This window comes from Pseudohaliea sp. (genome assembly GCF_054552115.1).
The window spans coordinates 24,093-49,156 of the sequence record NZ_JBTOLW010000005.1 but is presented as its reverse complement, the minus strand read 5'-3'; the positions used below and the strand labels follow the sequence as shown (position 1 = coordinate 49,156).

The following is a 25,064-nucleotide window of genomic DNA, read 5'->3' as shown; positions in this document are numbered from 1 at the left end:
GGTCCGTGCGCGCGGCCGAGAAGCAACTTCGGCGCCGGCCCGTCGCGGGCAGTGAGCCCCTGGAGGCGGCCGGCCTGCACCCCGTACTCGCCCGCGCTTACGCTGCCCGGGGGATCCAGGACCCCGGCGACCTCGACCTGTCCCTGGGCCGCCTGCTGTCCCCCGAGGCTCTTACCGGTGTCGAGCGCGCCGCGGCGCGCCTCGCCGCGGCGCTGGAAGCGGCCGAGCGCATTCTCTTCGTCGGTGACTTCGATGCGGACGGTGCCACCAGCTGCGCCCTCGGCGTGCGCGCGCTGCGTGCCTTCGGGGCCGCGCACGTGGACTTCCTTGTCCCCAACCGCTTCGAGTACGGCTACGGGCTCTCTCCCGAGATCGTCGCCCTTGCGGAGGAACGGCGGCCCGACCTCCTGGTCACCGTCGACAACGGCATCGCCAGCATCGCCGGTGTTGCGGCGGCGCGGTCGCGCGGCATGGACGTCATCGTCACCGACCACCACCTGCCGGGGGAGGAACTCCCCGACGCCACGGTGATCGTCAACCCGAACCAGCCCGGCTGTGCCTTCCCGAGCAAGCACCTGGCCGGCGTCGGTGTCGTGTTCTACCTGTTGCTGGCCCTGCGCCGGCAGCTGCGCGACAGCGGCTGGTTCACGGCGCGGGGCATCGACGAGCCGCGTCTGGCTGATTTTCTCGACCTTGTCGCTCTCGGCACCGTGGCGGACGTGGTGCCCCTGGACCGTAACAACCGGATCCTCGTCCAGGGCGGCCTCGCCCGCATTCGCGCCGGTCGCGCCTCACCGGGGATCGCGGCGCTTCTCGCCGTGGCCGGCCGGGACCCGCGCCGCGTCGTGGCCTCGGACCTCGGCTTCGCCGCGGGGCCGCGGCTGAACGCGGCCGGGCGGCTGGACGACATGACCGTCGGCATCGCCTGCCTGCTCAGTGATGACCCCGGCGAGGCTCATGGCCTGGCCGCACAGCTGGACCAGCTGAACCGCGACCGGCGCCTCATCGAGCGCGACATGCAGGCCGAGGCCCTCGCGCTCCTGGCCGCTCGCGAGGACGACCTCACGGAGCCGCCCCTGGCCCTGGCGATCTACGAGCCCGGCTGGCACCAGGGGGTGATCGGCATCCTCGCCTCGCGCATCAAGGACCGGGTGCACCGCCCGGTCATCGCCTTCGCCGATGCCCAGGAGGGCGGGGCGATGCTCAAGGGCTCCGCGCGGTCCATTCCCGGCGTGCACATCCGCGACGCGCTCGCCAACCTCGACAACCGCCACCCGGGGCTCATCGACCGCTTTGGCGGCCACGCCATGGCTGCGGGCCTGAGTCTCCCGCGGGAACACCTCGATGCCTTTGCCGCGGCGCTGGTCGAGGAGGTCGCCCGCCTCGCGGAGGGCGTGGCACTGGAGGCCGTTCTCGAGAGCGACGGCGAACTGGCGCCCGCCGAGCTGGAGCTGGGGCTCGCCCGGTCCCTGCGCGCGGGCGGCCCCTGGGGCCAGCATTTCCCCGAGCCGCTCTTCGATGGCCGCTTTCTCGTGAAGAGCCAGCGTATCGTCGGCGAGCGACACCTCAAGCTGGTGCTGGCGCCGACCGAGGCGCCCGAGCACACCGTGGACGCCATCGCCTTCAATATCGACCCGGGCGTCTGGCCGGACCCGGCCGTAAGGGCTCTGGAAATCGCCTATCGCCTCGACGTCAACGCCTGGCGCGGTGAGGAGCGGGTGCAACTGGTGGTGGAGCACCTCCTTCCCGTCGCTTGACGCGGCCTTTGCCGCGGGGAGTATCCTAGGGCCATGACTGATTGCCACAGTACGGCCGTGGCCGGGTGTCACGGCAACGCCACGCAACAAAATGCGCAGGAAGACAGCTGCAGCGCTAGCTGCGGTCCTGCGCGAGGCCGGCCGGACTGGTTCCTCTGGACCTGCCTGGCCGGCGTCGTGCTGGCCTATGGCTGGGGTGTGCTGATGGTGGGCGCGGCGGACGACGGTGTTGTCGCGACCTTCTCAAGCGGCGTGGTCGAACTCATGAACCGCATGTGGTGGGGGCTCGCCATCGGCGTAATCTTCGTGGGCATCCTCGGCACCGTGCCCCGGGACCTTGTCATGGGGCTCCTAGGTCGCCAGGCGGGCCTCAGCGGCATGTTCCGGGCCACGCTGGCCGGCGTGCTCCTCGACCTGTGCAGCCATGGTATCCTGGCCGTCGGCATGCGTCTCTACGAGCGCGGCGCGAGCGTGGGGCAGGTCATGGCCTTCCTGCTCGCCAGCCCCTGGAACTCGCTGTCGCTGACGCTCATCCTCATCGCCCTCATCGGCCTCGGCTGGACGCTGCTGTTCATCGGGCTGTCGCTGGTGATCGGCATCACCACGGGCCTCCTGTTCGACGCCTTCGTGCGCCGCGGCACGCTGCCGCAGAACCCCCACCGCGACCTGGACGGCGAGGCCGTGCCCCTGCGCCAGCAGCTGCGCGACTACCGCCGCTCCCTGCAGTTCTCCCTCGCCGGCACGGGCCGCCTGCTCGTCGATGGCGTGCGCGGCTCGAAGGTGGTGATCCGCTGGGCGCTGTTCGGCCTGCTGCTGGCGGCGGCGATCCGCGGCCTGGTGCCCGAGGATGTTTACGCTAACTGGTTCGGCGCCTCGGTGGTCGGCCTCTGGCTGACCCTGGCGGCGGCGACGATCATCGAGGTCTGCTCCGAGGGCGCCACGCCCATCGCCGCGGACCTGCTCAACCGCGCGAAAGCGCCGGGCAACGCGTTTACCTTCCTCATGGCCGGCGTGGCCACGGACTACACGGAAGTCATGTCCATCAAGGACACCAGCGGCTCCTGGCGCCTGGCGCTGTTCCTGCCGCTGCTCACGGTGCCGCAGGTCATGATCCTGGGCTACCTTCTCAACCAGTTTGCGTGACGGGGCCCGGGCGTTGCCGGCCTTCCGTCAGGGTCCATGACGCGACGAGGGGCTGACAGCCATGGCTGAGGCGAAGGGCGGCGGTGTCAAGAAGGTGCTGTACACCCTGGACACGGTGCGGCGGATCGGCGTCGCAAAGTCCGCGAAGGCCCTCACCGGGAAAAATGCCTGCAAGGCCTGCGGGCTGGGTATGGGTGGCCAGCTTGGCGGCATGACCAACGAGCTCGGCGAGTTTCCCTCGGTCTGTAACAAGAGCGTGCAGGCGCAAGCCACGGATATCCAGCCGGGCATACCGCGGGAAGTTTTCGAGCATACCCTCGACGAGTTGCGTGAACTCTCCGCCCGCGAACTGGAGCACGCCGGGCGGCTGGCCAACCCCATCTACAAGGCGGCGGGGGAGCAGCGCTTCCGCGAGCTTGGCTGGGATGACGCGATGGCGCTGGCCGCGGAGCGCTTCTCCGCTGTCGATCCTGCGCGAGCCTTCTTCTACGCCTCGGGCCGCTCGTCCAACGAGGCGGGTTTCCTGCTGCAGCTGCTCGCGCGCTGCTGGGGCACCAACAATGTCAACAACTGCTCCTACTACTGTCACCAGGCAACCAGCGTCGGCCTGTCATCGACGGTAGGCACCGGGACGGCGACGGTGGAGCTGGCGGACCTCAGCGGGGCGGACCTCATCTTCGTCATCGGTGCCAACCCGGCCTCCAATCACCCCCGTTTCATCCACCAGCTTCTCGCCTGCCGGGAGCGCGGCGGTGAGGTCATCGTGATCAACCCCGCGAGGGAGCCGGGGCTGGTCCGCTTCGCGGTGCCGAAGAGCACGAAGTCCATGCTCGCCCGCGGGGGGAGTGACATCGCCTCGCTGTACCTTCAGCCGCGGATCGGCAGCGACCTCGCGCTGTTCAAGGCGCTGGCGAAGGCTCTGCTGGAGGGCGGGCACGTCGACGAGACCTTCATCGACCACCACTGCCGCGACTGGGCGGCTTTCCGTGCCGATATCGAGGCGGCTAGCTGGCCGTCGCTCCTCGACGCCTGCGGCCTCGAGCGCGGAGAGGTCGAGGATGTGGCGCGCCGCTACGGTGCTTCCCGGGCCACCGTGTTCGCCTGGGGCATGGGCATGACCCACCACCGGCACGGCAGCGAGAACGTCGAGTACCTTGCCAACCTCGCGCTGCTGCGCGGCATGATCGGCCGGCGCCACGCCGGCCTCCTGCCGCTCCGCGGGCACAGCAATGTGCAGGGGATCGGTACGATCGGGGTCAAGCCTGTGCTCGCGTCGGAGGTGATTGCGCGCCTCGAGCAGGAACTGGGCATGGCAATGCCGGCGGGCCCTGGCTTCGACACGCTGGCGGCGCTGGAAGCGGCGCACGCCGGTGCGATCGATGCCGCCTGCCTCATGGGCGGCAACCTCTACGCGGCGACACCCAATTCGGCCTGGGCTTCAGCGGCGCTGGACCGGATTCCCTTCAAGCTCTACCTGACGACGACGCTGAACCAGGGGCACCTGCACGGCATCGACAGCGGCGACGCGCTGATCCTGCCGGTGACTGCCCGGGACGAGGAGCCGCAGCCGACGACCCAGGAGTCCATGTTCAACTACGTCCGCCTGAGCGACGGCGGCATCACGCGGCTGCCCGGCGTGCGCTCCGAGGTGGCAATCCTGTCCGAGCTCGGTGCCCGCCTGCTGCCCGACCACCCCGTTGATTTCACCGCCTACGGCGACCACGAGCGCATCCGTCAGACCATCGCGCGGACGGTCCCGGGCATGGAGGCGCTGGCGGATATCTCGGTGGCGCGGCGCGAGTTCCATGTTCGCGGCCGCACCCTGCACGAACCGAGCTTCCGCACGGAAGATGGCCGGGCCCGCTTCCGCGTGCGTGCCCTGCCGGAGGAGCCGGCCGGACCCGCGACATCCGCCGGGGCGGGGCAGGCTGCCTGGCCCCTGATGCTGGCGTCGGTGCGCAGCGAGGGGCAGTTCAACAGCATCATCTACGAGGAGACCGACAGCTATCGCTACGATGCGGAGCGCCGCGCCGTGCTCCTGTGCCCCGACGACATGCGGGCGCTCGGGCTGGAACCCGGCAGTCTCGTCGACATCCGGTCCCGGGACGGCCTCATGCGCAACGCGGTCGTCCGCCCCTTCGACCTGCCCCCGGGGAACGCGCTGGCCTATTACCCGGAGGCCAACTGCCTCACCGCCCTCGAGCGTGATCCGCGGAGCCGTACGCCGGGGTTCAAGTCCGTGCGCGTGCGCCTGGAGCGCGGCGGCAGGCCCCTCCACTGAGCCGCCTCGCTGCGGTAGAATGGCGCGTTTTTCCAAGGACGTTCAACGCCATGCTGGAGATCAACCCTCTCGTCAGCCGCCTCAAGGACATGCAAGCACGTACGGACGTGCTGAGGGGGTATCTTTGACTTCGACCAGCGCAAGGAACGGCTGGCGGAAGTAGAACTCGAACTCGCCGAGCCCGCCGTCTGGGACGACCCGGAGCGGGCGCAGGAACTGGGCCGGGAGCGGTCCACGCTCGAGGCCATCGTCAGCACCATCGAGGCGCTCGACGCGGGAACCCGCGATGCCCTCGATCTCCTCGAGATGGCGGCGGAGGAGGACGATGCCGACACGGTCGCGGCCGTGGAGGGCGACCTCGGCGAGCTGGAGGGCCGGCTGGAGAAGCTGGAGTTCCGCCGCATGTTCAGCGGCGAGATGGACCCGAACAACGCCTTCCTCGATATCCAGGCCGGCTCCGGCGGCACCGAGGCCCAGGACTGGGGCGAGATGCTGCTGCGCATGTACCTGCGCTGGGGCGAGGCCCACGGCTTCGACACGGAACTGATCGAGGTCTCCGCCGGCGAGGTCGCCGGCATCAAGAGCGCGACCATCAAGTTTTCCGGCGAGTACGCCTTCGGCTGGCTGCGCACGGAGACCGGCGTGCACCGGCTCGTGCGCAAGTCGCCCTTCGACTCGGGCAACCGCCGGCACACCTCCTTTGCCTCCGTCTTCGTCTCGCCGGAGATCGACGACAACATCGAGATCGAGATCAACCCGGCGGACCTGCGCGTGGATACCTACCGCGCCTCCGGTGCCGGCGGCCAGCACGTGAACAAGACGGACTCCGCCGTGCGACTGACGCACAACCCGTCGGGGATCGTGGTGCAGTGCCAGACGGAGCGTTCGCAGCACCAGAACCGGGACCAGGCCATGAAGCTGCTCCGGGCCAAGCTCTACGAGCTGGAGGTGCTCAAGCGCAGCGAGGAGAAGCAGGCCATGGAGGACAACAAGGCGGACATCGGCTGGGGCAGCCAGATCCGCTCCTACGTGCTGGACCAGTCCCGCATCAAGGATCTGCGCACGAACGTCGAGACCAGCAACACGCAGGCGGTGCTCGACGGCGGCATCGACCTATTCATCGAGGCCTCCCTGAAGAAGGGCCTCTGACGGATCTCTGACGGACCTGACCCATGAGTGAAGAACAGCCGCCGCAGGCGGACGAGAACAAGCTGATCGCGGAGCGCCGGGCCAAGCTCGCCGCCCTGCGCGAGGCCGGCAACCCCTTCCCCAACGACTTCCGCCGCACGGCGGAGGCCGGCTGGCTGCAGGCCGAGTATGGCAACTGCAGCAAGGAGGAGCTGGAGGCAGCCAACACCGAGTACGCGGTCGCCGGGCGCCTCATCCGCAATCGCGGTGCCTTCCTGCTCATCCAGGACGGCAGCGGCCAGGTGCAGCTGTACATCAACCGCAAGGGCCTGGACGCGGACACCCTGGAGGCCATCAAGCACTGGGATCTCGGTGACATCGTCGCGGCCCGCGGGCCGATCCACAAGTCGGGCAAGGGCGACCTGTACATCAACATGGCCGAGGCCCGGCTGCTGACCAAGGCGCTGCGCCCGCTGCCGGACAAGTACCACGGCCTCGCCGACCAGGAGCTGCGCTACCGCCAGCGCTACGTCGACCTCATCGTCAATGAGGAGTCGCGCCGGGTGTTCCAGCGCCGCTCGCAGATCGTCACGTTCATCCGCGACTACATGAACCGCCGCGGCTTCATGGAGGTGGAAACGCCGATGATGCAGCCGATCCCCGGCGGCGCCGCGGCGAAGCCTTTTGTCACGCACCATAATGCGCTCGACCTCGACATGTACCTGCGCATCGCGCCGGAGCTCTACCTGAAGCGCCTGACCGTGGGCGGCTTCGAGCGCGTCTACGAGATCAACCGCAACTTCCGCAACGAGGGGCTGTCCACCCGGCACAACCCCGAGTTCACCATGCTCGAGTACTACTGGGCCTACGCCGACTACCGCGACGCCATGGACCTCACCGAGGACCTCATGCGCTCGCTCACGGCGACGGTGCTCGGCAGCACCACGGTGCACTACCAGGGGCAGGACTACGACTTCGGCAAGCCCTTCACGCGCATGACCGTGGTCGAGGCCATCCTCGCCCACAACCCCGGGGTAACGGCCGCGCAGCTGGCCGACGAGGCCCCGGCCCGGGCGCTCGCCACCGAGCTGGGTATCCCTCTCAAGGACGGCTGGGGCCTCGGCAAGGTGCAGCTGGAGATCTTCGAGCACACGGCGGAAGAAAAGCTCGATCAGCCGACCTTCATCACCGCTTACCCGACGGAAGTGTCACCGCTGGCGCGGCGCAACGACGCCGATCCCTTCGTCACCGACCGTTTCGAGTTCTTCGTGGCCGGGCGGGAGCTGGCCAACGGTTTCTCCGAGCTCAACGACGCCGAGGACCAGGCCGAGCGCTTCCGCGCCCAGGTCGCCGAGAAGGAGGCCGGGGACGAGGAGGCCATGCACTACGATCACGACTACGTGCGCGCGCTGGAATACGGCATGCCGCCGACGGTGGGGGAGGGCATCGGCATCGACCGGCTGGTGATGCTGCTGACGGATTCGCCGTCGATCCGTGACGTGCTTCTCTTTCCGCACCTGCGGCCCGAGTGAGCGGCGACCGCCGTGCTAGAATCCGCCCATTACGCACCGCGGAGACGCCCGTGCAGGTACTGACACCCCGGGCCCTGGGCGCCGCCCTGGCCCTGACCCTCATCGCCGGCTGCGCCAGCCAGCCGTCGGCCCCGGCCGGCGACAGCGCGCCGGCGGACGAGCGGGAGGTGGAGCTGACGCTCAACCTCCCCGAGCCGCCGGCCTGCGACTGTCCCGAGCCCGGTGCCGACTACACGTTTCTCGAGCGCGGCTTCCGGGCCCTGGCGGCCGGCGAGAGCATCGAGGCGGTACAGTACTTCCAGCGCTACCAGCGGCTGGAGAAGAACGCCACGGCGGCCTGGGAGGCCGACGTGGCCATCGCGTACGCCAGCATCCTGCCGAACAGCCCCTTTTATGACCTGGAAGCGGCCACCGCCGCGAGTGCCGAGCTGCAGGGGCGCCAGCCCACGGACCCTGCGCCACACGACACCGCCGTACTGCTGGCCCGGGCCCTGGAGGCCCTGGTGGAGCTGGCGCGGCACCTGGACGATGTGGAGGGCAGCAACGCGATGCTGCGCCAGGACCTCGAGAAGCGCGAACAGGCGCTCAGGCGGCTGCGCGAGCTGACCCTGGGTCAGCCGGCAACTCCACAGTAAAGGTTGAGCCCTTTCCCGGTACGCTGCTCACGCTGATCCGCCCTCCCATGAGCTCACAGAAATTCCGGCAGATCGCCAGGCCGAGCCCGGTGCCGCCGTAGGCGGCGCTGGTGTCCGGCTCGGCCTGCACGAAGGCCTCGAAAACCCGCGCCTGCTGCGCCTCGCTCATGCCGATACCCGTGTCGGTCACCGCCACGGCCAGGGCGTAGGGACCCTCCGCGCGTCGGGCGCACACGGTGATGGTGCCGCCGTCGGTGAACTTGCTCGCGTTGCTGAGCAGGTTCACGAGCACCTGGCGGAACTTGGTCGCGTCGGAGTTCAGCGCCGGCAGGTCCGGCGCAAGGTCCAGCGCCAGCCGGTTCTGTTTCTCGCGCACCAGCGGTGCAAGGCCGTCGCAGACCTGCCGCAGGACGTCCTCGGGCTGGAAGCGCTCGCAGTGCAGCTCCATCTTGCCGGTCTCGATCTTGGAGAGGTCGAGGATGTCGTCGATGAGGGCGAGCAGTTGCCGGCCGGAGAGGGTGATCTTGTCGAGGTCCGCCCGGTGGCTTTCCCGGTCTACGGCGCCGGGGTCGCCCAGCTCGTCGTACAGCATCTCGCTGTAGCCGATGATCGCGTTCAGCGGCGTGCGCAGCTCGTGGCTCACGTTGGCCAGGAAGATGCTCTTGGCCGCGTTGGCCTCGTCGGCTTCCTCGCGGGCCTGCTGTTCGTCCTCGATGGCAATACGCAGCTTGTCGGCCATGGTGTTGAAGGCCTCGGCGAGGTCGCCGAGCTCGCCCTGATCGTCGATGTCGTTGATGCGGTAGTCGAGATCGCCCGCGCCGATGCGCTCCGTGCCGCGCTTGAGCCGCTTGAGGGAAGCGTTGGTGTAGCGCAGGAGAACGAGGCCCACGGTGGCCGTGAGGAAGATGGAGGTGAGGAAGCCGATCACTGTGATCCGGTCCGTGAGCAGGATCGTGCGGTCGATGACGTTGGCGCGCTGCACGGCGATGAAGGCCTGCCGCTGCTCCAGTTCCTTGAGGCGCTGGCTGGTGGCGAGGTAGGCCGCGGGATCCTCCACGTCGGCTTCGTAGGCCGGGTCGTTGTAGCGCTCGTAGAAGGTCTGCCAGTTGCCGAGGAGCCTGTCTGCGGCCTCCTGGAGTCGTTCGTACTGCAGCTGGGTGACGTCCCGGCTGACGGCGCCGAGGTCCTCGATGCGCTGGCGGATCGCAGCGAGGTCAGCGCTTTCCTGGCTCTTCTCGGCATCGCCGAGGCGGTCATCGGTGGTCTCGCGCAGGGTCGCAAGCACCAGGATCTGCTGGCGCTGTTCCTCGAGCATCTGCTCGAGGTCCGTGGACAGCTGCGCGGCTTCCACGGCCTGCCGGTAGGCGACCATGCTTTCGCTTCGCGCGTAGCTCCCCCAGAAGTGCGTGCCGACGTTGATGGCGAAGAGCACGAGGATCGCCAGCAGCGACAAAGTCAGGCGGCGCCTCAGGCTCATGGCGGGCAGAGCGCCTCGATCTTGGCGAGCAGGGCCGGGAAGTCGATGGGCTTGGTGGCGTAGTCGTCACAGCCGGCGCCGAGAGCGTTCTGCCGGTCCGTCTCCATGGCGTGGGCCGTGAGCGCGATGATCGGGATGGCGCGGGTCGCCGGGTTCCCGCGGGCTTCCCGGCAGGCGCTCCAGCCGTCGAGCACGGGCAGGTTCATGTCCATGAGCACCAGCGCGGGCTGCTCGGCTTCCATGCGGCCCAGGGCCTCGCGCCCGTCGCCGGCGGTGAGCACGGCAAAGCCGGCCCGGGTGAGGCGCCGGCACAGCATGTCCCGGTTGAGTTCGTTGTCCTCCACGAGGAGGAGAGGGCCGCGGCCACTCACGGCGCGTAGCCCGTGACAAGGTGAACCCGCAGCGCCTCGTCGATGCCCCGGGCCTGCAGTTCCCGGCTCTCCGCCACGGTGGCGCGGCCGCCCAGGGCGGCGACGGTACTGTCCGCCGCGAGTACCTCCTGCGGCCCCGCGGCGTCCTCGATGCGCGAGGTCACGTTCATCGGGTGGCCGACGAAACCGTACTTGCTGCGGCGCTCGGAGCCGATATTGCCGGCGATGACCGTGCCCGTGTTCAGGGCGATGGCCGTGCGCAGCGCCGGCAGCCCCTCCGCGGCGTTGGCGGCGTTGACGGCCTCCATGGCGGCCTGCATGGCCAGGGCGCACTGCACGGCGCGGTCGGCGTCGTCGTCGCGGCGCTGTGGGGCGCCGAACACGGCGAGGATGGCATCGCCGAGGAACTCGTCGATGGTCCCGTTCCAGGCCAGGATGATGTCCGTCATGGCGCCGAGGTAGCGGTTGAGCATGGTCACCACCTGGGTCGGCTCCAGCTGCTCGCAGAGCGTGGTGAAGCCGCGGATGTCGGACATGAGAATCGTCACCTCGCGGAGGTCGCCGCCGAGGTCCAGGCCCTCGGGCCGCTCGAGGATGTCGGTGACGATCTCGTCGGAGAGGTAGCGGCCGAAGGTGGCGCGGATGAACTGCTCGCTGCGCTCCAGCTGCTGCCGGTACTGATCCTCCCGGTCGTGCCAGCGCTTGCGCTCGATGCCGGCCTTGATGCGGGCCTGCAGCAGCACCGGGTTGAAGGGTTTGAACAGGTAGTCGTCGGCGCCGGCCTCGATGCAGTCGATGATGCGCTGCATGTCCTGGTGGCCGGAGATCACGATCACCGGCGTGGCGTGCCACTCGGGGTGCGCCTTGATGCGTGCGAGCACCTCGCGGCCGTCCATGCCGGGCATGACCAGGTCCAGCAGCACCACGTCCACGTCCGATTCCTCGAGAGTGGCCAGGGCCTGCTCGCCGTCCGCGGCGGTGACGACGAAGTGACCGCTGCGGGACAGGTAGCGGGCCACCAGCTCGCGATTCTCCCGGCGGTCGTCCACGGCGAGGATGAAGCCGGGCTCGCTGGCCAGGGTCACGCTGCCCCGGCCGGGCTGGCTGTCCAGGGTGAGGTCGCCGGCGCTGTGCGTGGCCTGCACGAGGCGCAGGAGGCTGTCGCCCAGCTCGGCGTGGGTGTCGCCCTCCACCTGCTCCAGGAGCATCTCGGCGTAGCCGCGCAGGGCGCCGAGCCGGTTGCGCAGCTCGTGCCGGTCCGCGCCGGCGGCATCGCGAAGGTCCCGCTCGAGCGCGCCGGCAGCGCCGAGAACGCCCGCCAGGTCTCCGCGGGCCTCGGCAGGCAGCGCGGCCGCGGCCCCCGGCGCGATACTGCGCACCTCGGCGATAGCGCGCAGAAGCACGTCACTGAAGGGAAATGGCTGTGCCTCGCCGGTCACCGTATCGCCCGTCCTCGCTGGCGCCGCGCGGCGCTTTCGATGACGCGAGTATAGCGACGCGCCGGCGAGAGGGGGAAGGCCGGTGCCAGGTGATGCGCCGCCCCAAACCCTGCGGTACCATGGCGCTATTGCGGCCATTCGCGGACATTGGAACCCATGTTGGAACAGGTGGAGATTTTCAAGGGCCTCTCGACCGACGAGCTCGAGGCACTGGAAGAGACCAGCACCCGCCGGACCTTTCCCAAGAACACGGTGGTGATCCACGAAAACGACCCGGCGGACTCCCTGTTCGTGATCGAGAGCGGCAAGGTCAAGGTCTACTGCAGCGACAAGAACGGCAAGGAGTTCATCATGAACACCCAGGGCGCCGGGGACTACTTCGGTGAGCTGGCGCTGCTCGATGACAGTACCCGCTCCGCCTCGGTGCGTACGGTGGAGAAATCCACCTTCTGCATCGTCTACAAGGATGATTTCAGCCGGGTGCTCGAGGAGCACCCGAACATCACCCGTACTCTCATCGGCAACCTCGCCGCCCGTGTGCGCAAGCTCACGGCGGACGTGAAAAGCCTCGCCCTGCAGGATGTCTACGGCCGGGTGGCCAATGTGCTCATGGACCTCGGCGAGGAGCGCGATGACGGCTCCCTGTTCATCCCGGAAAAGCTCACGCAGCAGGACATCGCCGACCGCGTCGGCGCCTCCCGCGAGATGGTCGCGCGGATCCTCAAGGATCTGACCATCGGCGAGTATATTCGCTTCGAGGGCCGGCACATCATCATCAACACGCGGCTGCCGGCGAAGTACTGAGCGGCACCAGGGCGGCCGCCCTCAGCCGTCGTCTTCCTCGACTGACTCCACCCGCAGCGCCAGCCTGCCCTCGGCGAGCCGTGCGCTCACCGCATCGCCTACCGACGTATCCTGCGCGCGGCGCAGGATGGCCCCGCCCTCGTCGCTGAGAATCGCGTAGCCGCGGCCCAGGGTGGCCAGGGGGCTGAGAGAGTCGAGGAGGGCGGCGAGGCGCGACAGCCGGTCCCGCCGGCGCGCCAGGCCGTGGCTCATGGCCTGGCGGAGGCGGCGCTCGGCGCCGTCGAGGCGGTCGCCGAGGCGGGCGAGCCGCGGCCGCGGGTCCCGGCGCAGGAGGCGCTCCGCCAGCCGGTCGAGCCGCCGGCGTTCCCGCTGGAAGGCTCCGGCCTGTGCACGCGCGAGCCGCCCTTCGAGATCATCGAGGCGCTGGGCGCGCTCGCGCAGGAGCGTGCCCGGGTGCTTGAGGCGCGCCCGCAGGTGGGCGAGCTCCCGGCGACCATCGCGCAGCTGTCGGGCGATGCTGCGGGTCAGCGCCTGGTCCAGCTGCGTCATGCGCAGCTGCCAGTCGGCCTGGTCCGGGCTCAGCAGTTCCGCCGCCGCCGAAGGGGTGGGCGCGCGCTGGTCCGCCACCAGGTCGGCGATGGTGATATCGGTTTCGTGGCCGACGGCGCTCACCACCGGGAGCGCGCTGCCCGCGATGGCCCGGGCCACGCTTTCCTCGTTGAAGGCCCAGAGATCCTCCAGGGAGCCACCGCCTCGTCCGACGATGAGCGCGTCGAGGGGGACCGCGCCGCTCTCGTGCCAGTGGTTGGCCCGGGCGATGGCGGCGCAGAGGGCCGGTGCCGCCTCCGCGCCCTGCACGGGCACCGGCAGCACCGAGACCCGGATCAGCGGGCAGCGGCGCCGCAGCACCGTGAGCATGTCGTGCAGGGCCGCACCGCTGGCCGAGGTGATGATACCGAGGTGGGCCGGCGCGACCGGCAGGGGGCGCTTGCGCTCGGCGGCGAACAGGCCCTCGGCCTCGAGCTTCGCCCGCAGCGCCTCGAAGCGTGCCTGCAGGGCGCCGGCCCCGGCGGGCTCCAGGTATTCCACGATCAGCTGGAAGTCCCCCCGGGCCTCGTAGAGCGAGACCCGGGCGCGCAGGCGCACAGCATCGCCATTCTCCGGCGTGAAACGCAGCCGCTGGTTGGCGCGACGGAACATGGCACAACGCACCTGGGCCCGGTCGTCCTTCAGGGAGAAGTACCAGTGTCCGGAGGCGGGGCGGGCGAGGTTGGAGATTTCGCCCTCCACCCAGACGAAGTCGAAGTGGCTCTCGAGGAGGGTCTTCACCTCCCGGGCGAGGCGGCTGACGGTGACGGCAGGGGGTGTGCTGGCGGCGCTCTGCAACGGGGCTGGTTTACCTGGAAAGAGCCAAGGAATTATAATTGCACGTTTATCACCTCCCCGCCAACGGAGACCCGGCCATGCTTCGCATCGACGAGGAAGCCCTCACTTTTGATGACGTGCTGCTGCTGCCCGGATACTCGGACGTCGTGGCGACGGACGTGTCCCTGCGAACACGCCTCACGCGCGAGATCGCCCTCAACATCCCGCTGGTCTCCTCGGCCATGGACACGGTGACCGAGTCGCGCCTCGCCATCGCCCTGGCCCAGGAGGGCGGCGTCGGCATCGTACACAAGAGCATGAGTATCGCAGAGCAGGCGGACCACGTGCGCCGCGTGAAGAAATTCGAAAGTGGCGTGGTGAAGGACCCGATCACCATCCAGCAGTCGGCCACCATCGCCGAGCTCATCGATCTCACCCGTGCCAACGGCATCTCCGGTGTGCCCGTGCTCAACGGCGACGACCTCGTCGGTATCGTCACCCGGCGCGACCTGCGCTTCGAGACGTCCATGGACAAGCCGGTGTCCAGCATCATGACGCCGAAGGACAAGCTGGTCACGGTGCGCGAGGGCGCGAGCGCCGAGGAAGTGCAGCTGCTCCTGCACCAGCACCGCATCGAGAAGATCCTCGTGGTCAACGACGACTTCGACCTCACGGGCATGATCACCGTCAAGGACTTCGACAAGGCCGAGAGCTTCCCCCATGCGTGCAAGGACGAGCACGGCCGCCTGCGCGTCGGTGCCTCCGTGGGTACCAGCGCCGATACGGATGAGCGTGTGGCTGCTCTGGTCCGCGCCGGGGTGGACGTGATCGTGGTCGATACGGCTCATGGCCACTCCCGCAACGTGCTCAGCCGCGTCAGCTGGATCAAGGAGCACTTCCCCGAGGTGCAGGTGATCGGCGGCAATATCGCCACCGGCGAGGCGGCGAAGGCGCTGGCCGAAGCGGGGGCGGACGCGGTCAAGGTCGGCATCGGGCCCGGCTCCATCTGCACCACCCGCGTGGTCACCGGCATCGGCGTGCCGCAGATGACCGCCATCGCCAACGTGACGGCTGCGCTCGGGGGCACGGACATCCCGGTTATCGCCGACGGCGGCATCCGCTTCTCCGGCGACATCGCCAAGGCCATCGCGGCGGGCGCCCACTCCGTGATGATGGGCTCCATGTTCGCCGGCACCGAGGAGGCGCCGGGGGAGGTCGAGCTCTACCAGGGCCGCACCTACAAGGCCTACCGCGGCATGGGTTCCCTGGGCGCCATGTCCACGCAGCTCGGCTCCTCGGATCGCTACTTCCAGGACGCCAGCAAGGGCACCGAGAAGCTGGTGCCGGAAGGCATTGAGGGCCGCGTGCCCTACAAGGGCCCCGCCTCGGCGATCATCCACCAGCTCATGGGCGGGGTGCGCTCGGCCATGGGCTACACCGGCTCCCGGGACATCGACACCATGCGCACGCGGCCGCGCCTCGTGCGCGTGAGCGCGGCGGGCATGACTGAGTCCCACGTCCACGACGTCTCCATTACCAAGGAAGCGCCCAACTACCCCGTCAGCTGAGGCGCCCGGCGCCGGACCCCCGCCCATGACCGATATCCACGCCGAGAAGATCCTGATCCTGGACTTCGGCTCGCAGTACACCCAGCTCATCGCCCGGCGGGTGCGGGAAAGCGGCGTCTACAGCGAGATCCGCCCCTGGGACCTGGACGAGGACGCGATCCGCGCCTTCGATCCCCGGGGCATCATTCTCTCCGGCGGCCCCGAGTCCGTCCCCGAGGCCGGTTCCCCCCGCGCCCCGGCCGTCGTCTTCGAGCTCGGCGTGCCGGTGCTCGGCATCTGCTACGGCATGCAGACCATTGCCGCCCAGTTCGGCGGCGAGGTCGAGGGCTCGCCCACGAGCGAGTTCGGCTATGCGCAGATCCGCCTCACCGCCAACAGCGGCCTGCTGCGGGACATCCGCGACCACCTCGACGGCGACGGCATGCCGCTTCTCGATGTATGGATGAGCCACGGCGACAAGGTCAGCCGCGCGCCGGATTGCTTCGAGGTGACCGCCGCGACGCCGAGCTGCCCCATTGCCGCCATGGCCCACCGGGAGAAACCCTTCTTCGGCATCCAGTTCCACCCGGAAGTCACGCACACGCTGCAGGGCAAGCGCATCTTCGAGCACTTCGTGCACGACCTCTGCGGCTGCCAGGCGCTGTGGACGCCGGCGAATATCGTCGACGACGCCATCGCCCGCGTGCGCGAGACGGTCGGCTGCGACAGGGTGTTGCTCGGGCTCTCCGGCGGGGTGGACTCCTCCGTTGTCGCGGCGCTGCTGCACCGGGCCATCGGCGACCAGCTCACCTGCGTATTCGTGGACAATGGCCTGCTTCGCCTGAACGAGGGCGACCAGGTGATGGAGATGTTCGCCAGCCACATGGGCGTGCGCGTGATCCGCGTCGACGCCGAGGACCTCTTCCTGGGCCGCCTCGCCGGCGTCGACGACCCGGAGAGCAAGCGCAAGCTCATCGGCAATACCTTCATCGAGGTGTTCGACGCCGAGGCGGCGAAACTCGAGGACGTGCGCTGGCTTGCCCAGGGCACCATCTACCCCGACGTGATCGAGTCCGCCGGTGCCAATACGGGCAAGGCCCACGTCATCAAGTCGCACCACAACGTCGGCGGCCTGCCCGAGGACATGGCGCTGGAACTGGTCGAGCCCCTGCGCGAACTGTTCAAGGACGAGGTACGCAAGATCGGCCTCGAACTCGGCCTGCCCTGGGACATGGTCTACCGCCATCCCTTCCCGGGCCCGGGCCTTGGCGTGCGCATCCTCGGCGAGGTGAAGAAGGAATACGCCGACCTGCTGCGCCGCGCCGACGCCATCTTCATCGAGGAACTGCGCGCCAGCGGCTGGTACGACAAGACCAGCCAGGCCTTCGCCGTGTTCCTGCCGGTGAAGTCTGTGGGTGTGGTCGGCGACGGCCGCCGCTACGAGTACGTCATCGCCCTGCGCGCCGTCGAGACCGTGGATTTCATGACCGCGCGCTGGGCGCACCTGCCTTATGAACTGCTGGAGATGGTGTCCAACCGCATCATCAACGAGATCAGCTGCGTTTCCCGGGTCACCTACGACATCAGCTCCAAGCCGCCGGCGACGATCGAGTGGGAGTGACCGGGCGACCTCCGGTCCTCCAGAGCGGCGGCGACTGCCTCTAGCCCCGGCTCTGCTTGCCTGCGCTTCGGCAACAGGGATAGCATCAGGGTGGCGCTGCGTCGCATCGATTCAAGTACTGGCCGGAGGTGCCTTTGCGAATTGCACTGATCGGCCCCGGTTACCCCTTCAAGGGTGGCATTGCCTACCACACTACCTGCCTCTACCGGGCCCTGCGCCGGGAGCACAGCGTGTATTACTGCGGATACCGGCGGCAGTACCCCCAGTGGCTTTATCCCGGGCGGGGCGATCGCGACGAGGCGAATGCCGCGCTGATCGAGCCGGGGCTGCAGCCGCTTATCGATTCGCTGAACCCGCTGAGCCTGCGTCAGGCGGCAGGCGAGGTTGCAGCCTTTGAGCCAGCCTTGATCGTGCTGCCCTGGTGGACCTGGTTCTGGGCGCCCCATATGGCGTACCTGGTGCCGGCCCTGCGGCGCAGGCTGCCCGGCTGCCGCATTGTGTTCCTGTGCCACAACGCCCGGCCCCACGAACAGCACCGGCTCGGCAACTGGCTGGCATGGCGCACGCTGGCGCTGGGGGATGCGGTTCTGACCCAGAGTCGGCAGGACGAGGCGGAGCTTCGAATGCAACTTACCGGGGTGCCCGTCGCCTTTGTCGAGCACCCCAGCTATCGTTTTTACGACAGCGAGTCACTCCAGCGCAGCAGCGCACGGGAGCAACTGGCGCTCACCCGGCCCACGCTGCTGTTCTTCGGCTTTGTTCGCCGCTACAAGGGCCTGGATATTCTGTTGCGAGCGCTGCCGGAGGTGCTGCAGGTGCTGGATGTGGAGTTGGTGGTGGCCGGAGAATTCTGGGAGGATACTGGCGACTACGACGGACTGGTGCGCTCACTGGCTCTCGAGGGCCGCGTGCGCATCGAGAACCGGTATTTATCCCATGAGGAGGTGGCAACGTATTTTGCTGCGGCCGATGCTGTGGTGCTCCCGTACCGGTCCGTGACCGCCAGCGGTGTGGCGAAGCTGGCCTTCGGCTGCGGCAGGGCGGTTATCGCCAGTGACCTGGCGCCCCTGCGCGACGCCGTCACCCACGATGTCACCGGGCTGCTGTTCACGCCGGAGGACCCGCAGGCGCTGGCCGCCCAGTTGATTCACTTCTTCGCCGACAATCGTCAGAGTGACCTGGAAGCCAACATCCGCACGCGCAGTCAAGGTTGCGACTGGAGCACGGTAGTGCGCGCGCTTGAGGCCTTTGCCCCGTCAGGCACCGGCATGCGGAAAAACCGGGGCGACGTCCATGCCTAGCCGGGTCCTGCTGATCGGTCTGGACTCGATGGATGCGGGCCTCGTGCAACAGTGGGCGGCCGATGGCACGCTGCCCACGTTTGCTGCACTGATGGCCGAAGGTTGCTTTGCCGACTGCGATAACCCGCCGGGTTTCATTGCCTCCGTGTCATTGTGGCCCACGTTTTATACAGCGGCCTCACCGGCGGAGCACGGACGGTATGCCTTTCGGCAGTTAGCCAAGGGCAGCTACAGCACGCGGGTTACATCACCGTCCGAGCTGCCGGTAGCGCCTTTCTGGCACCACCTGAGTGAGGCTGGCCGGCGGGTCGCGCTGCTGGATGTCCCCAGCGCGGTCGCTACGGGCCCACTGAATGGCAAGCAACTGGCTTACTGGGGGCCCCACGATGTAGAGGGCGAATGCCACAGCTGGCCCCCACAATGGCGCGGCGAGTTTCTGGCACGCTACGGCAAGGAGCCGGTGGGCGAGTGTGATTTCGGGGGCAACGGTCCCCGCAGCCTGCCTGCATTCCGAGATGACCTGCTGGCACGGCTCGAGACGCGGCTAGAATTCTCCCTGGATGTGCTGGAGGAAGAGCCCTGGGACCTGTTCTGCACGGTTTTCAGCGAGCCCCACTGTGTGGGGCACCAGGCCTGGCATCTGCACGATGCGTCGCATCCCCGCTATGATGCCGAGCTTGCAGCTCTTGCCGGTGACCCCGTGCGTGATGTGTACAGGGCGATTGACCGGGCCATGGGTCAACTGATCGGGTCCGCAGGCGATGACGCGCGCGTACTGATTTACTCCAGCCAGGGCATGGGGCCGGCCTACAGCGGTGAGCACCTGATTGATCGCATACTGGCTGCACGGGATGGTGGCCGTGGCCTGAGCGCCAGCGGCAGTCTTTACCACCGGCTGTTTGCACTGCGCCAGTACATTCCCGCCGCCCTGCACAGTCCCTTCGGCGCTGTGAAAAACCGCTTGCGCAATCGGCTGCAGTCCACTGACTGGGCGGGCCGCCCCTGCTTTGCCTTGCCGCCCAGCAACAGCAGTACCAGCTGTATCCGGCTTAACATCAGGGGCCGTGAGCCTGATGGCGTTCTGGCGCCAGGGGCTGAGCAGGAGGCCTACACAGCCAGCCTGTGCGCTGACCTTGAAGCGCTGGTAGACCCGCAGAGCGGGCGTCCCCTGGTACGGCGGGCCTATCCGCGCGAGGCATGCTACCCGGGTGATAAGTGCCCACAGTTTCCGGACGTTTTGGTGGAGTGGGATGGCCGTGCGCCCATTACCGCTGCCAGTGGCCCCGGTATCGCAACGGTGCAGGGCAACAGCCCCTCGCGGCGCAGCGGTGATCACCGGCCTTCAGGTTTCGCCTTGCTTTGCGGGGCTCACGGCTGTGGTCTGCAAGGCAGCATCAGCTCGCAGGCCCTGGTCCCCACCATCTGCCAGTGGCTGGGCGTCGCCGACGCCTATCCAGCGCATGCCGCGGTGGCCGAGTGGTTGTGACAGGGTGCGGATTCTCCTCGTCAGCCAGCGCTATCCGCCGGCCCGAAGGGCGGGCTCGGAATTGCAGGTCCAGCTGTTGGCACGCCACCTGGTCGCCGCAGGCCATGAGCTGCGGGTCCTTACCACGGTGCGTGGTGCTGCTGGCTCCGAGTTACCGGAAGAAAGCTTTCTGGATCCTGTGACGGTGCCACAGTGTCTGCCAAGGCAGCCGGCGCAGTGGTACTGCACCCGCCGCCATCTTGCTAAGCATGACTGGCAACCCGACATCGTGCACGGCCATTGCTTGTCCCCCACCTGTCTGGCGGCGGCACAGCACTACCTTGACCGGGGCACGCCGTTCTTGCTGCAACCGACCCTGGGCGGGGCTGACGGCGAACTGGCGCGAGCGCGTTTGCCAGGTCTGCGCCGCTGGCTGGACCCGCTGCTGCGGCGTATCGGTGCCTTTGCAGTACTGGACCGTTCCATCCAGGCAGACCTGCAGGCCATCGGTATCGCGGAGCACAGGTTGCGACCGGTGCGTAACGCATTCGACAGTAAGCAGTTTTATCCTGTGGCCCCGGGTCAGCGCGCGGCGCTGCGGGCGCGCCTGGGGCTCGCCGATACCCCCACGGCGTTGTTTGTGGGCCAGTTGGTGCCCCGCAAGGGGGTGCGCGAGCTGCTGGCGGCCTGGTGGCAGATGGCGCCCGGCACTGGCACTGCCCCGCAGCTGGTGATAGTCGGCGAGGGCCCACTGGCGGAGGAGCTGCATAGCCGCGCCCGGGGCACGGCTTCGATCCGCTTCCTTGGGGCTCGCGACGACGTGGCCGACCTCATGCGCGCCGCGGACCTGCTGGCACTACCCTCCTTTAACGAGAGTTTTGGCTGCGCCACCCTGGAGGCTATGGCCTGCGGCCTGCCGGTGATCACCACAGCAACGGGCCTCGGCGTGATGTTGCCTATTCACGAGCGGGCCGGCACCGTGGTGCCGTCCGGCGACGTGGGGGCACTGGCCGCCGCGTTGTACCATCTGCTCCAGAACGCCGGCGTCGCGCAGCGGATGGGCCGCGAAGCCACCTCGCTGGCAGCACCCTACCGTGCGCCGGCGGTGGTCAGCGACACGCTGGCGCTCTATCAGTCGTTGTTGAGCTAGTGCCGTGACGCCACGTCTTGCGATTGTCATCGAGACCCTCAATTACGACCGGGGCAATGCCGATCTGCTGGCGGCGGTGCTCGGGGCGCTGGCCAGCCAGACGGTACCGCAGGAGGAACTGGAGGTGCTGGTGGTGGCCGACCCGGCAGTGCACCCGGAGCTGCGCCAGTGGTTGGCGCAACAGGCGCCCGGGGTGCGCCTGGTCGATGCTCCCGGCGCCCACTACTACGCGCAGAAAAATCGGGGCGCCGAGGCGGCGAGTGCGCCCGTCGTGGGTTTTATCGATGCCGACTGTGTGCCCCTGGCGAGCTGGGCGGAGTGCGTGCTCGGGTATCTGTCGACGGATGGCGAGGAGTCCGTGGCGGCTGTGCAGGGTGTGGTTTTTACGGACGACACCCTGCAAGGGCAGGCGTTTGCGGCCACCTCCTTTGGTCAGGTGCAGGCCAGGACGAGACAACCTGCAACCATGCTCACCGGCAACAACTGCGCTTTTCGGCGCGATGCGTTTCTGGCCGAACCCTTTGACGAGGCGCCGCAGTTTCACGGGCCCGAAGTACGCAAGCTTGCGCGGCTGCAGCAGGCCGGCCGCCAGGTTGTACTGGAACCTGGCGCCGCAGTACGACATGCATTTTATCCCGGCGTAGGTCATTTTATTGATTTCTCGATGTACTGGGGTTGGTGTTTCCTGCATCTGCGCCGGGCGGCGATGGCCGCGGGCGAACCGGTACCTTACCGCTGGTGGCACAGGCTCGGTCTCGCGGGGCCGCTGCTGCTGATCCCGGCGAAAATGGTCATGGACTGGCGACGGCTACTGGAGCATCGACGCGCCATGGGCCTGTCGTGGGGTCGTGTTGGCGCCTGTGCGCTATTCCTGGCGGCGATGGCGCCGGCGGTGTGCTACGGCGCGTTGCTGGAGCGACTGGGTCGTGAGCCACCGACGCCCCTATACTGAAACGACGCCCGCAGGCCTCCCCGCGGGTGCGTAAGCGACGATGGCTACTAAACCACTAGCGCGGCCGCTGCCTGAAGACCAACAGCCTCCGGGCCTGCGCTCTGCCCTGAGCAACGGTGCGGCGCTGGGTGTGGCCAAACTTTATTACCTGGTTATCCGTGTGGCCTATATCGTGGCGCTGGTCACGGTGATCGGCGTGGACGCCTACGGTTATCTGGCCTATGCGCAAAACTGGTACCTGTTGCTGGTGCCGCTGGCGACGTGGGGGACCAATGAACTGGTAATCAGCCGGCTTGTTGCCCTGCCGCCTAGCGAGCGGGGGCAGTTGCTTGCAACGGGTCTCGCCTTGCGACTCGCACTGGGTGTGGCCTGCAGTCTGGCCATGGTTATTGCTGCGCTGTGCCTGGAGTCCAGCCCCCGGCTCACGCTGCTCATGCTGCTTTATGCGCCGGGTGTGCTGATCCGAAGTCTCACCAGTGGTCTCTCTGCTGTGTTCATCGCCCATGGCAGGAGCAGCTACTGGATGAGGATTTCTTCCGTTTTCATTACCTTGGAGGTGGCGTTGGTGCTGGCGTTGGCCGCGTCGGGGGCTGACCTGGCGGTGTTGGCTGTCTGCCAGTGCGTTGTGTGGTTATGCAGTCTTTCGGTGGCAGGACTCACCCTGCGAGCCAGCTTACCGGTCGCCCTGGGGCACGTACGCATGGCCGTGCTGCGCAACCTGGTGATTGATGGGGCCACCATCGGTGCTGCCACCTTTCTATTGTTCCTGATGCAACCGGGCTTGCTCATCGTATACCGCTATCTGGGCTCGGACCTTCAGAGCATCGGCACGGTTGCGCTGGTATTGCAGATTTTCCAGGTGCTCGGCCAGATACTGTTGATTGTCAGCAATGCAGCGCTGCCGGCTCTCAACCCGGCGGTTGGCGGCAACGAGCGTCGCATACAGGCGTTTTGCGGCTTGGTGGTCAGCGGTGCCCTGTTGATCGGCGGCGCTACCGCCGTAGTGCTCAACTACACGCTGCCATACCTTCTGTCATGGTTCCCCGCAACACAGTTCCACCCCGCGGGGCTCCAGCTGGCGAGTACCAGCTGGGTACTGGTGCCGCTCCTGGCCCTGCATGGTTTGCGACTGGCCCAGGTGTCGCAACGAAAGCTTCGCGGGTTCCTTGTCGCCGCGGCGGGCGGATTCCTTGCCACGCTGCTCTTTATCGCGGCGGTGCATTACCGCTCGGGCCTGACGCCGGGCAGTCTCTTTTTCGCAATGGGGGCCGGTATGGCGACCACCGCGGCACTGCAGGGGCTCAACCTGAAATCGCTTGCGGCATTGCGTGACCTGCTCCCGACCCTGCCGCTGCTGCTGGTGGTCGCGGTGCTGCCGGGTCTGTGCCAGGGCTACGCTGCGGTAGTTGCCAGCCTGGCCGGTGCGGCCCTGTTGCTGGCGCTGGCCTACCGGCGGTTTCACCTGCAGGTCAGGGTCCGTAAGGTAGCCCGGGATGTCGTCTGGTGACGCTCAAGCTCGCGTCCCCGATTCTCCGTTGCCAGCCGAGGACCGGCCCGACCTGCGCGCACGGCGAAGAGACCGGATGCCCAGGATAGCCGCGCCGATCGCTACGGCGCCCGCCAGGATGAGCAGGCCGTGGTCCAGCGCATGGAGCAGCGGGTTGCCGAGGCCGTGACCGTCATGAGCCAGGACCGGACGCGCGGCCGCAAGCAGCGACACAGGCAGCAGGATTTTCACGGGTTCACCTCCAGTTGTTACGCCTGCCCTGTAGTTTGCGCAACGAATGCGGGGAGCGCCAGCCATACTGGGTGCGGCAATGACAGATGCTGTTGGCAGCAATGGGGACGGACATGCTGTGGCCCTCGCTATCATCCCGGACCGGCTTGAAAGCCCGGGCCTGGCCGCGATGGACCTGATGGCGGCCCGTGAGTAGAGCGTTCCGCGGAGGTTGACCTGCAGGGCGCCGCGGGCCATCTTTCGCCAGTCGATTGCGCCCCGTGAAAGGAAAACCTGTGATCATGCGCGTCCTGCTGCTGCCGCTTCGGTACTGAAACCGTGGATTCCCTTGCCCAGCTGTCACTTCTGCGGGAGCGGATGCAGGCGTCGATCGTTGGCCAGAAGAGGGTCATCGAGCGGCTGATCATCGGCCTCCTGGCCAATGGCAATCTGCTCGTGGAGGGTTTGCCGGGACTTGCCAAGACCCGCGCGATCAAGGCCCTGGCCAGCAACATCGAGGCCGACTTCAGCCGCATCCAGTTCACGCCGGATCTCCTGCCTTCGGACGTGACCGGCACGGAGGTCTACTACCAGGCGGAGGGGGGGGGCAGCTTCCGCTTCGAGCCCGGCCCGATCTTTGCCAACATCGTCCTCGGCGACGAGATCAACCGCGCCCCGGCCAAGGTGCAGGCAGCCATGCTCGAAGCGATGGAGGAGCGGCAGGTCACGGTGGCCGGCACCACGCACCGCATGCCGCCGCTGTTCATGGTGATGGCGACACAGAACCCCGTGGAGCAGGAGGGCACCTATCCGCTGCCCGAGGCGCAGATGGACCGTTTCCTGATGCATGTGAACATCGACTATCCGCCGATCGAGGACGAGGTCTCCATCGTCGACCTGGTGCGAAGGGAGGAGATCGATGCGCAGGCAGCGGCTGCCGGCGCCGAAAGTTCCCCGGAAAGCGACAGTCCCGCGACGACGGGTGCCGCCGGGCGGATTCCCCAGCAGGCCATTTTCGATGCGCGCCGGGAGATCGCGGCGGTGCGCGTGCCCGATGCCATCAAGCGCTACGTGGCGGATCTCGTCTACGCGACCCGCACGCCGGACAAGTTCGGCGCCGAGCTGGCCCGGTGGATCGCGATCGGCGGCAGCCCGCGGGCCTCCATCGCCCTCGACCGCTGCAGCCGCAGCCACGCCTGGTTGCAGGGCCGCGATTACGTGGACCCGGAAGACGTGCGAGCCGTGGTGCACGACTGCCTGCGGCACCGCCTGGGTCTCTCCTACGTGGCCGAAGGGGAGGGTATCCGCGCCGACCAGGTGATCGATGAAGTGATCGCACAGGTGGCACTGCCCTGAGTGGTCGTCCATGGCGATGCCGC

20 protein-coding genes are annotated in these 25,064 nt (G+C 68.0%); 15 read left to right on the top strand and 5 right to left on the bottom strand.

Annotation, left to right across the window (positions count from 1 at the left end):
- The first annotated feature begins 5 nt into the window (after positions 1-5).
- From recJ to ACX93N_RS04075, 6 genes are all read left to right on the top strand, one after another.
- Positions 6-1,757, top strand: coding sequence for a single-stranded-DNA-specific exonuclease RecJ (recJ, locus tag ACX93N_RS04100; RefSeq protein WP_459427124.1), 1,752 nt, complete (start codon positions 6-8; stop codon positions 1,755-1,757).
- A gap of 33 nt (positions 1,758-1,790) precedes the next feature.
- Positions 1,791-2,900, top strand: coding sequence for a permease (locus ACX93N_RS04095; protein ID WP_459427123.1), 1,110 nt, complete (start codon positions 1,791-1,793; stop codon positions 2,898-2,900).
- Positions 2,901-2,961: 61 nt separating this feature from the next.
- Positions 2,962-5,181 (top strand): FdhF/YdeP family oxidoreductase, encoded by a 2,220-nt coding sequence (locus ACX93N_RS04090; RefSeq protein WP_459427122.1) that lies wholly within the window; start codon positions 2,962-2,964, stop codon positions 5,179-5,181.
- Between the two features lie 50 nt (positions 5,182-5,231).
- Positions 5,232-6,330, top strand: a protein-coding gene (prfB, locus tag ACX93N_RS04085; protein WP_459427121.1) for a peptide chain release factor 2 whose coding sequence is annotated in 2 segments (ribosomal slippage) — positions 5,232-5,306 and positions 5,308-6,330 — 1,098 coding nt in all. Because the reading frame shifts where the segments join, the coding sequence is not laid out codon by codon here.
- Between the two features lie 23 nt (positions 6,331-6,353).
- On the top strand, positions 6,354-7,841 hold the full coding sequence (gene lysS, locus ACX93N_RS04080) for a lysine--tRNA ligase (protein WP_459427120.1): 1,488 nt from the start codon (positions 6,354-6,356) through the stop codon (positions 7,839-7,841).
- Between the two features lie 50 nt (positions 7,842-7,891).
- The gene (locus ACX93N_RS04075; RefSeq protein WP_459427119.1) at positions 7,892-8,476 is read left to right on the top strand and encodes a hypothetical protein; all 585 of its coding nucleotides are present in this window, start codon (positions 7,892-7,894) and stop codon (positions 8,474-8,476) included.
- On the opposite strand, the gene ACX93N_RS04070 is transcribed toward ACX93N_RS04075, so the two are convergent.
- The 3 genes from ACX93N_RS04070 to ACX93N_RS04060 are packed head-to-tail and all read right to left on the bottom strand — an operon-like array spanning position 8,427 to position 11,763.
- Positions 8,427-9,953, bottom strand: a complete 1,527-nt coding sequence (locus tag ACX93N_RS04070) for a sensor histidine kinase (protein WP_459427118.1) — start codon at positions 9,951-9,953, stop codon at positions 8,427-8,429. The two genes, ACX93N_RS04075 and ACX93N_RS04070, sit on opposite strands and share 50 nt — an antisense overlap.
- On the bottom strand, positions 9,950-10,324 hold the full coding sequence (locus tag ACX93N_RS04065; RefSeq protein WP_459427117.1) for a response regulator: 375 nt from the start codon (positions 10,322-10,324) through the stop codon (positions 9,950-9,952). The genes ACX93N_RS04070 and ACX93N_RS04065 overlap by 4 nt, the downstream gene beginning before the upstream one ends.
- A complete protein-coding gene (locus tag ACX93N_RS04060) occupies positions 10,321-11,763 on the bottom strand; it encodes an adenylate/guanylate cyclase domain-containing protein (protein WP_459427116.1) in 1,443 nt (480 codons plus the stop codon). The genes ACX93N_RS04065 and ACX93N_RS04060 overlap by 4 nt, the downstream gene beginning before the upstream one ends.
- Before the next feature lie 156 nt (positions 11,764-11,919).
- On the opposite strand from ACX93N_RS04060, the gene ACX93N_RS04055 reads away from it, so the two are divergent.
- On the top strand, positions 11,920-12,567 hold the full coding sequence (locus tag ACX93N_RS04055; protein WP_459427115.1) for a Crp/Fnr family transcriptional regulator: 648 nt from the start codon (positions 11,920-11,922) through the stop codon (positions 12,565-12,567).
- 21 nt (positions 12,568-12,588) lie between these two features.
- Here the strand turns inward: ACX93N_RS04055 and xseA are convergent, their stop codons facing one another.
- A complete protein-coding gene (gene xseA, locus ACX93N_RS04050) occupies positions 12,589-13,953 on the bottom strand; it encodes an exodeoxyribonuclease VII large subunit (RefSeq protein ID WP_459427114.1) in 1,365 nt (454 codons plus the stop codon).
- 77 nt (positions 13,954-14,030) lie between these two features.
- On the opposite strand from xseA, the gene guaB reads away from it, so the two are divergent.
- The 7 genes from guaB to ACX93N_RS04015 all read left to right on the top strand — a co-directional run bounded on the left by guaB (position 14,031) and on the right by ACX93N_RS04015 (position 23,475).
- Positions 14,031-15,500, top strand: coding sequence for an IMP dehydrogenase (gene guaB, locus ACX93N_RS04045; RefSeq protein ID WP_459427113.1), 1,470 nt, complete (start codon positions 14,031-14,033; stop codon positions 15,498-15,500).
- Positions 15,501-15,525: 25 nt separating this feature from the next.
- Positions 15,526-17,100 (top strand): glutamine-hydrolyzing GMP synthase, encoded by a 1,575-nt coding sequence (gene guaA / locus ACX93N_RS04040; RefSeq protein WP_459427112.1) that lies wholly within the window; start codon positions 15,526-15,528, stop codon positions 17,098-17,100.
- Between the two features lie 230 nt (positions 17,101-17,330).
- Positions 17,331-18,401: a glycosyltransferase gene (locus ACX93N_RS04035; RefSeq protein WP_459427111.1), complete on the top strand. Its 1,071-nt coding sequence runs from the start codon at positions 17,331-17,333 to the stop codon at positions 18,399-18,401.
- On the top strand, positions 18,394-19,887 hold the full coding sequence (locus ACX93N_RS04030) for an alkaline phosphatase family protein (protein WP_459427110.1): 1,494 nt from the start codon (positions 18,394-18,396) through the stop codon (positions 19,885-19,887). The genes ACX93N_RS04035 and ACX93N_RS04030 overlap by 8 nt, the downstream gene beginning before the upstream one ends.
- Positions 19,862-21,016 (top strand): glycosyltransferase family 4 protein, encoded by a 1,155-nt coding sequence (locus tag ACX93N_RS04025; protein ID WP_459427109.1) that lies wholly within the window; start codon positions 19,862-19,864, stop codon positions 21,014-21,016. Before ACX93N_RS04030 ends, ACX93N_RS04025 begins: the two co-directional genes overlap by 26 nt.
- 4 nt (positions 21,017-21,020) lie before the next feature.
- Positions 21,021-21,968, top strand: coding sequence for a glycosyltransferase family 2 protein (locus tag ACX93N_RS04020; RefSeq protein ID WP_459427108.1), 948 nt, complete (start codon positions 21,021-21,023; stop codon positions 21,966-21,968).
- Positions 21,969-22,098: 130 nt separating this feature from the next.
- Positions 22,099-23,475 (top strand): MATE family efflux transporter, encoded by a 1,377-nt coding sequence (locus ACX93N_RS04015; protein ID WP_459427107.1) that lies wholly within the window; start codon positions 22,099-22,101, stop codon positions 23,473-23,475.
- Between the two features lie 3 nt (positions 23,476-23,478).
- On the opposite strand, the gene ACX93N_RS04010 is transcribed toward ACX93N_RS04015, so the two are convergent.
- On the bottom strand, positions 23,479-23,706 hold the full coding sequence (locus ACX93N_RS04010) for a hypothetical protein (RefSeq protein WP_459427106.1): 228 nt from the start codon (positions 23,704-23,706) through the stop codon (positions 23,479-23,481).
- 318 nt (positions 23,707-24,024) lie between these two features.
- Here ACX93N_RS04010 and ACX93N_RS04005 point away from each other — a divergent pair, with 318 nt between their 5' ends.
- The gene (locus tag ACX93N_RS04005; RefSeq protein WP_459427105.1) at positions 24,025-25,041 is read left to right on the top strand and encodes an AAA family ATPase; all 1,017 of its coding nucleotides are present in this window, start codon (positions 24,025-24,027) and stop codon (positions 25,039-25,041) included.
- Positions 25,042-25,064: the final 23 nt, after the last annotated feature.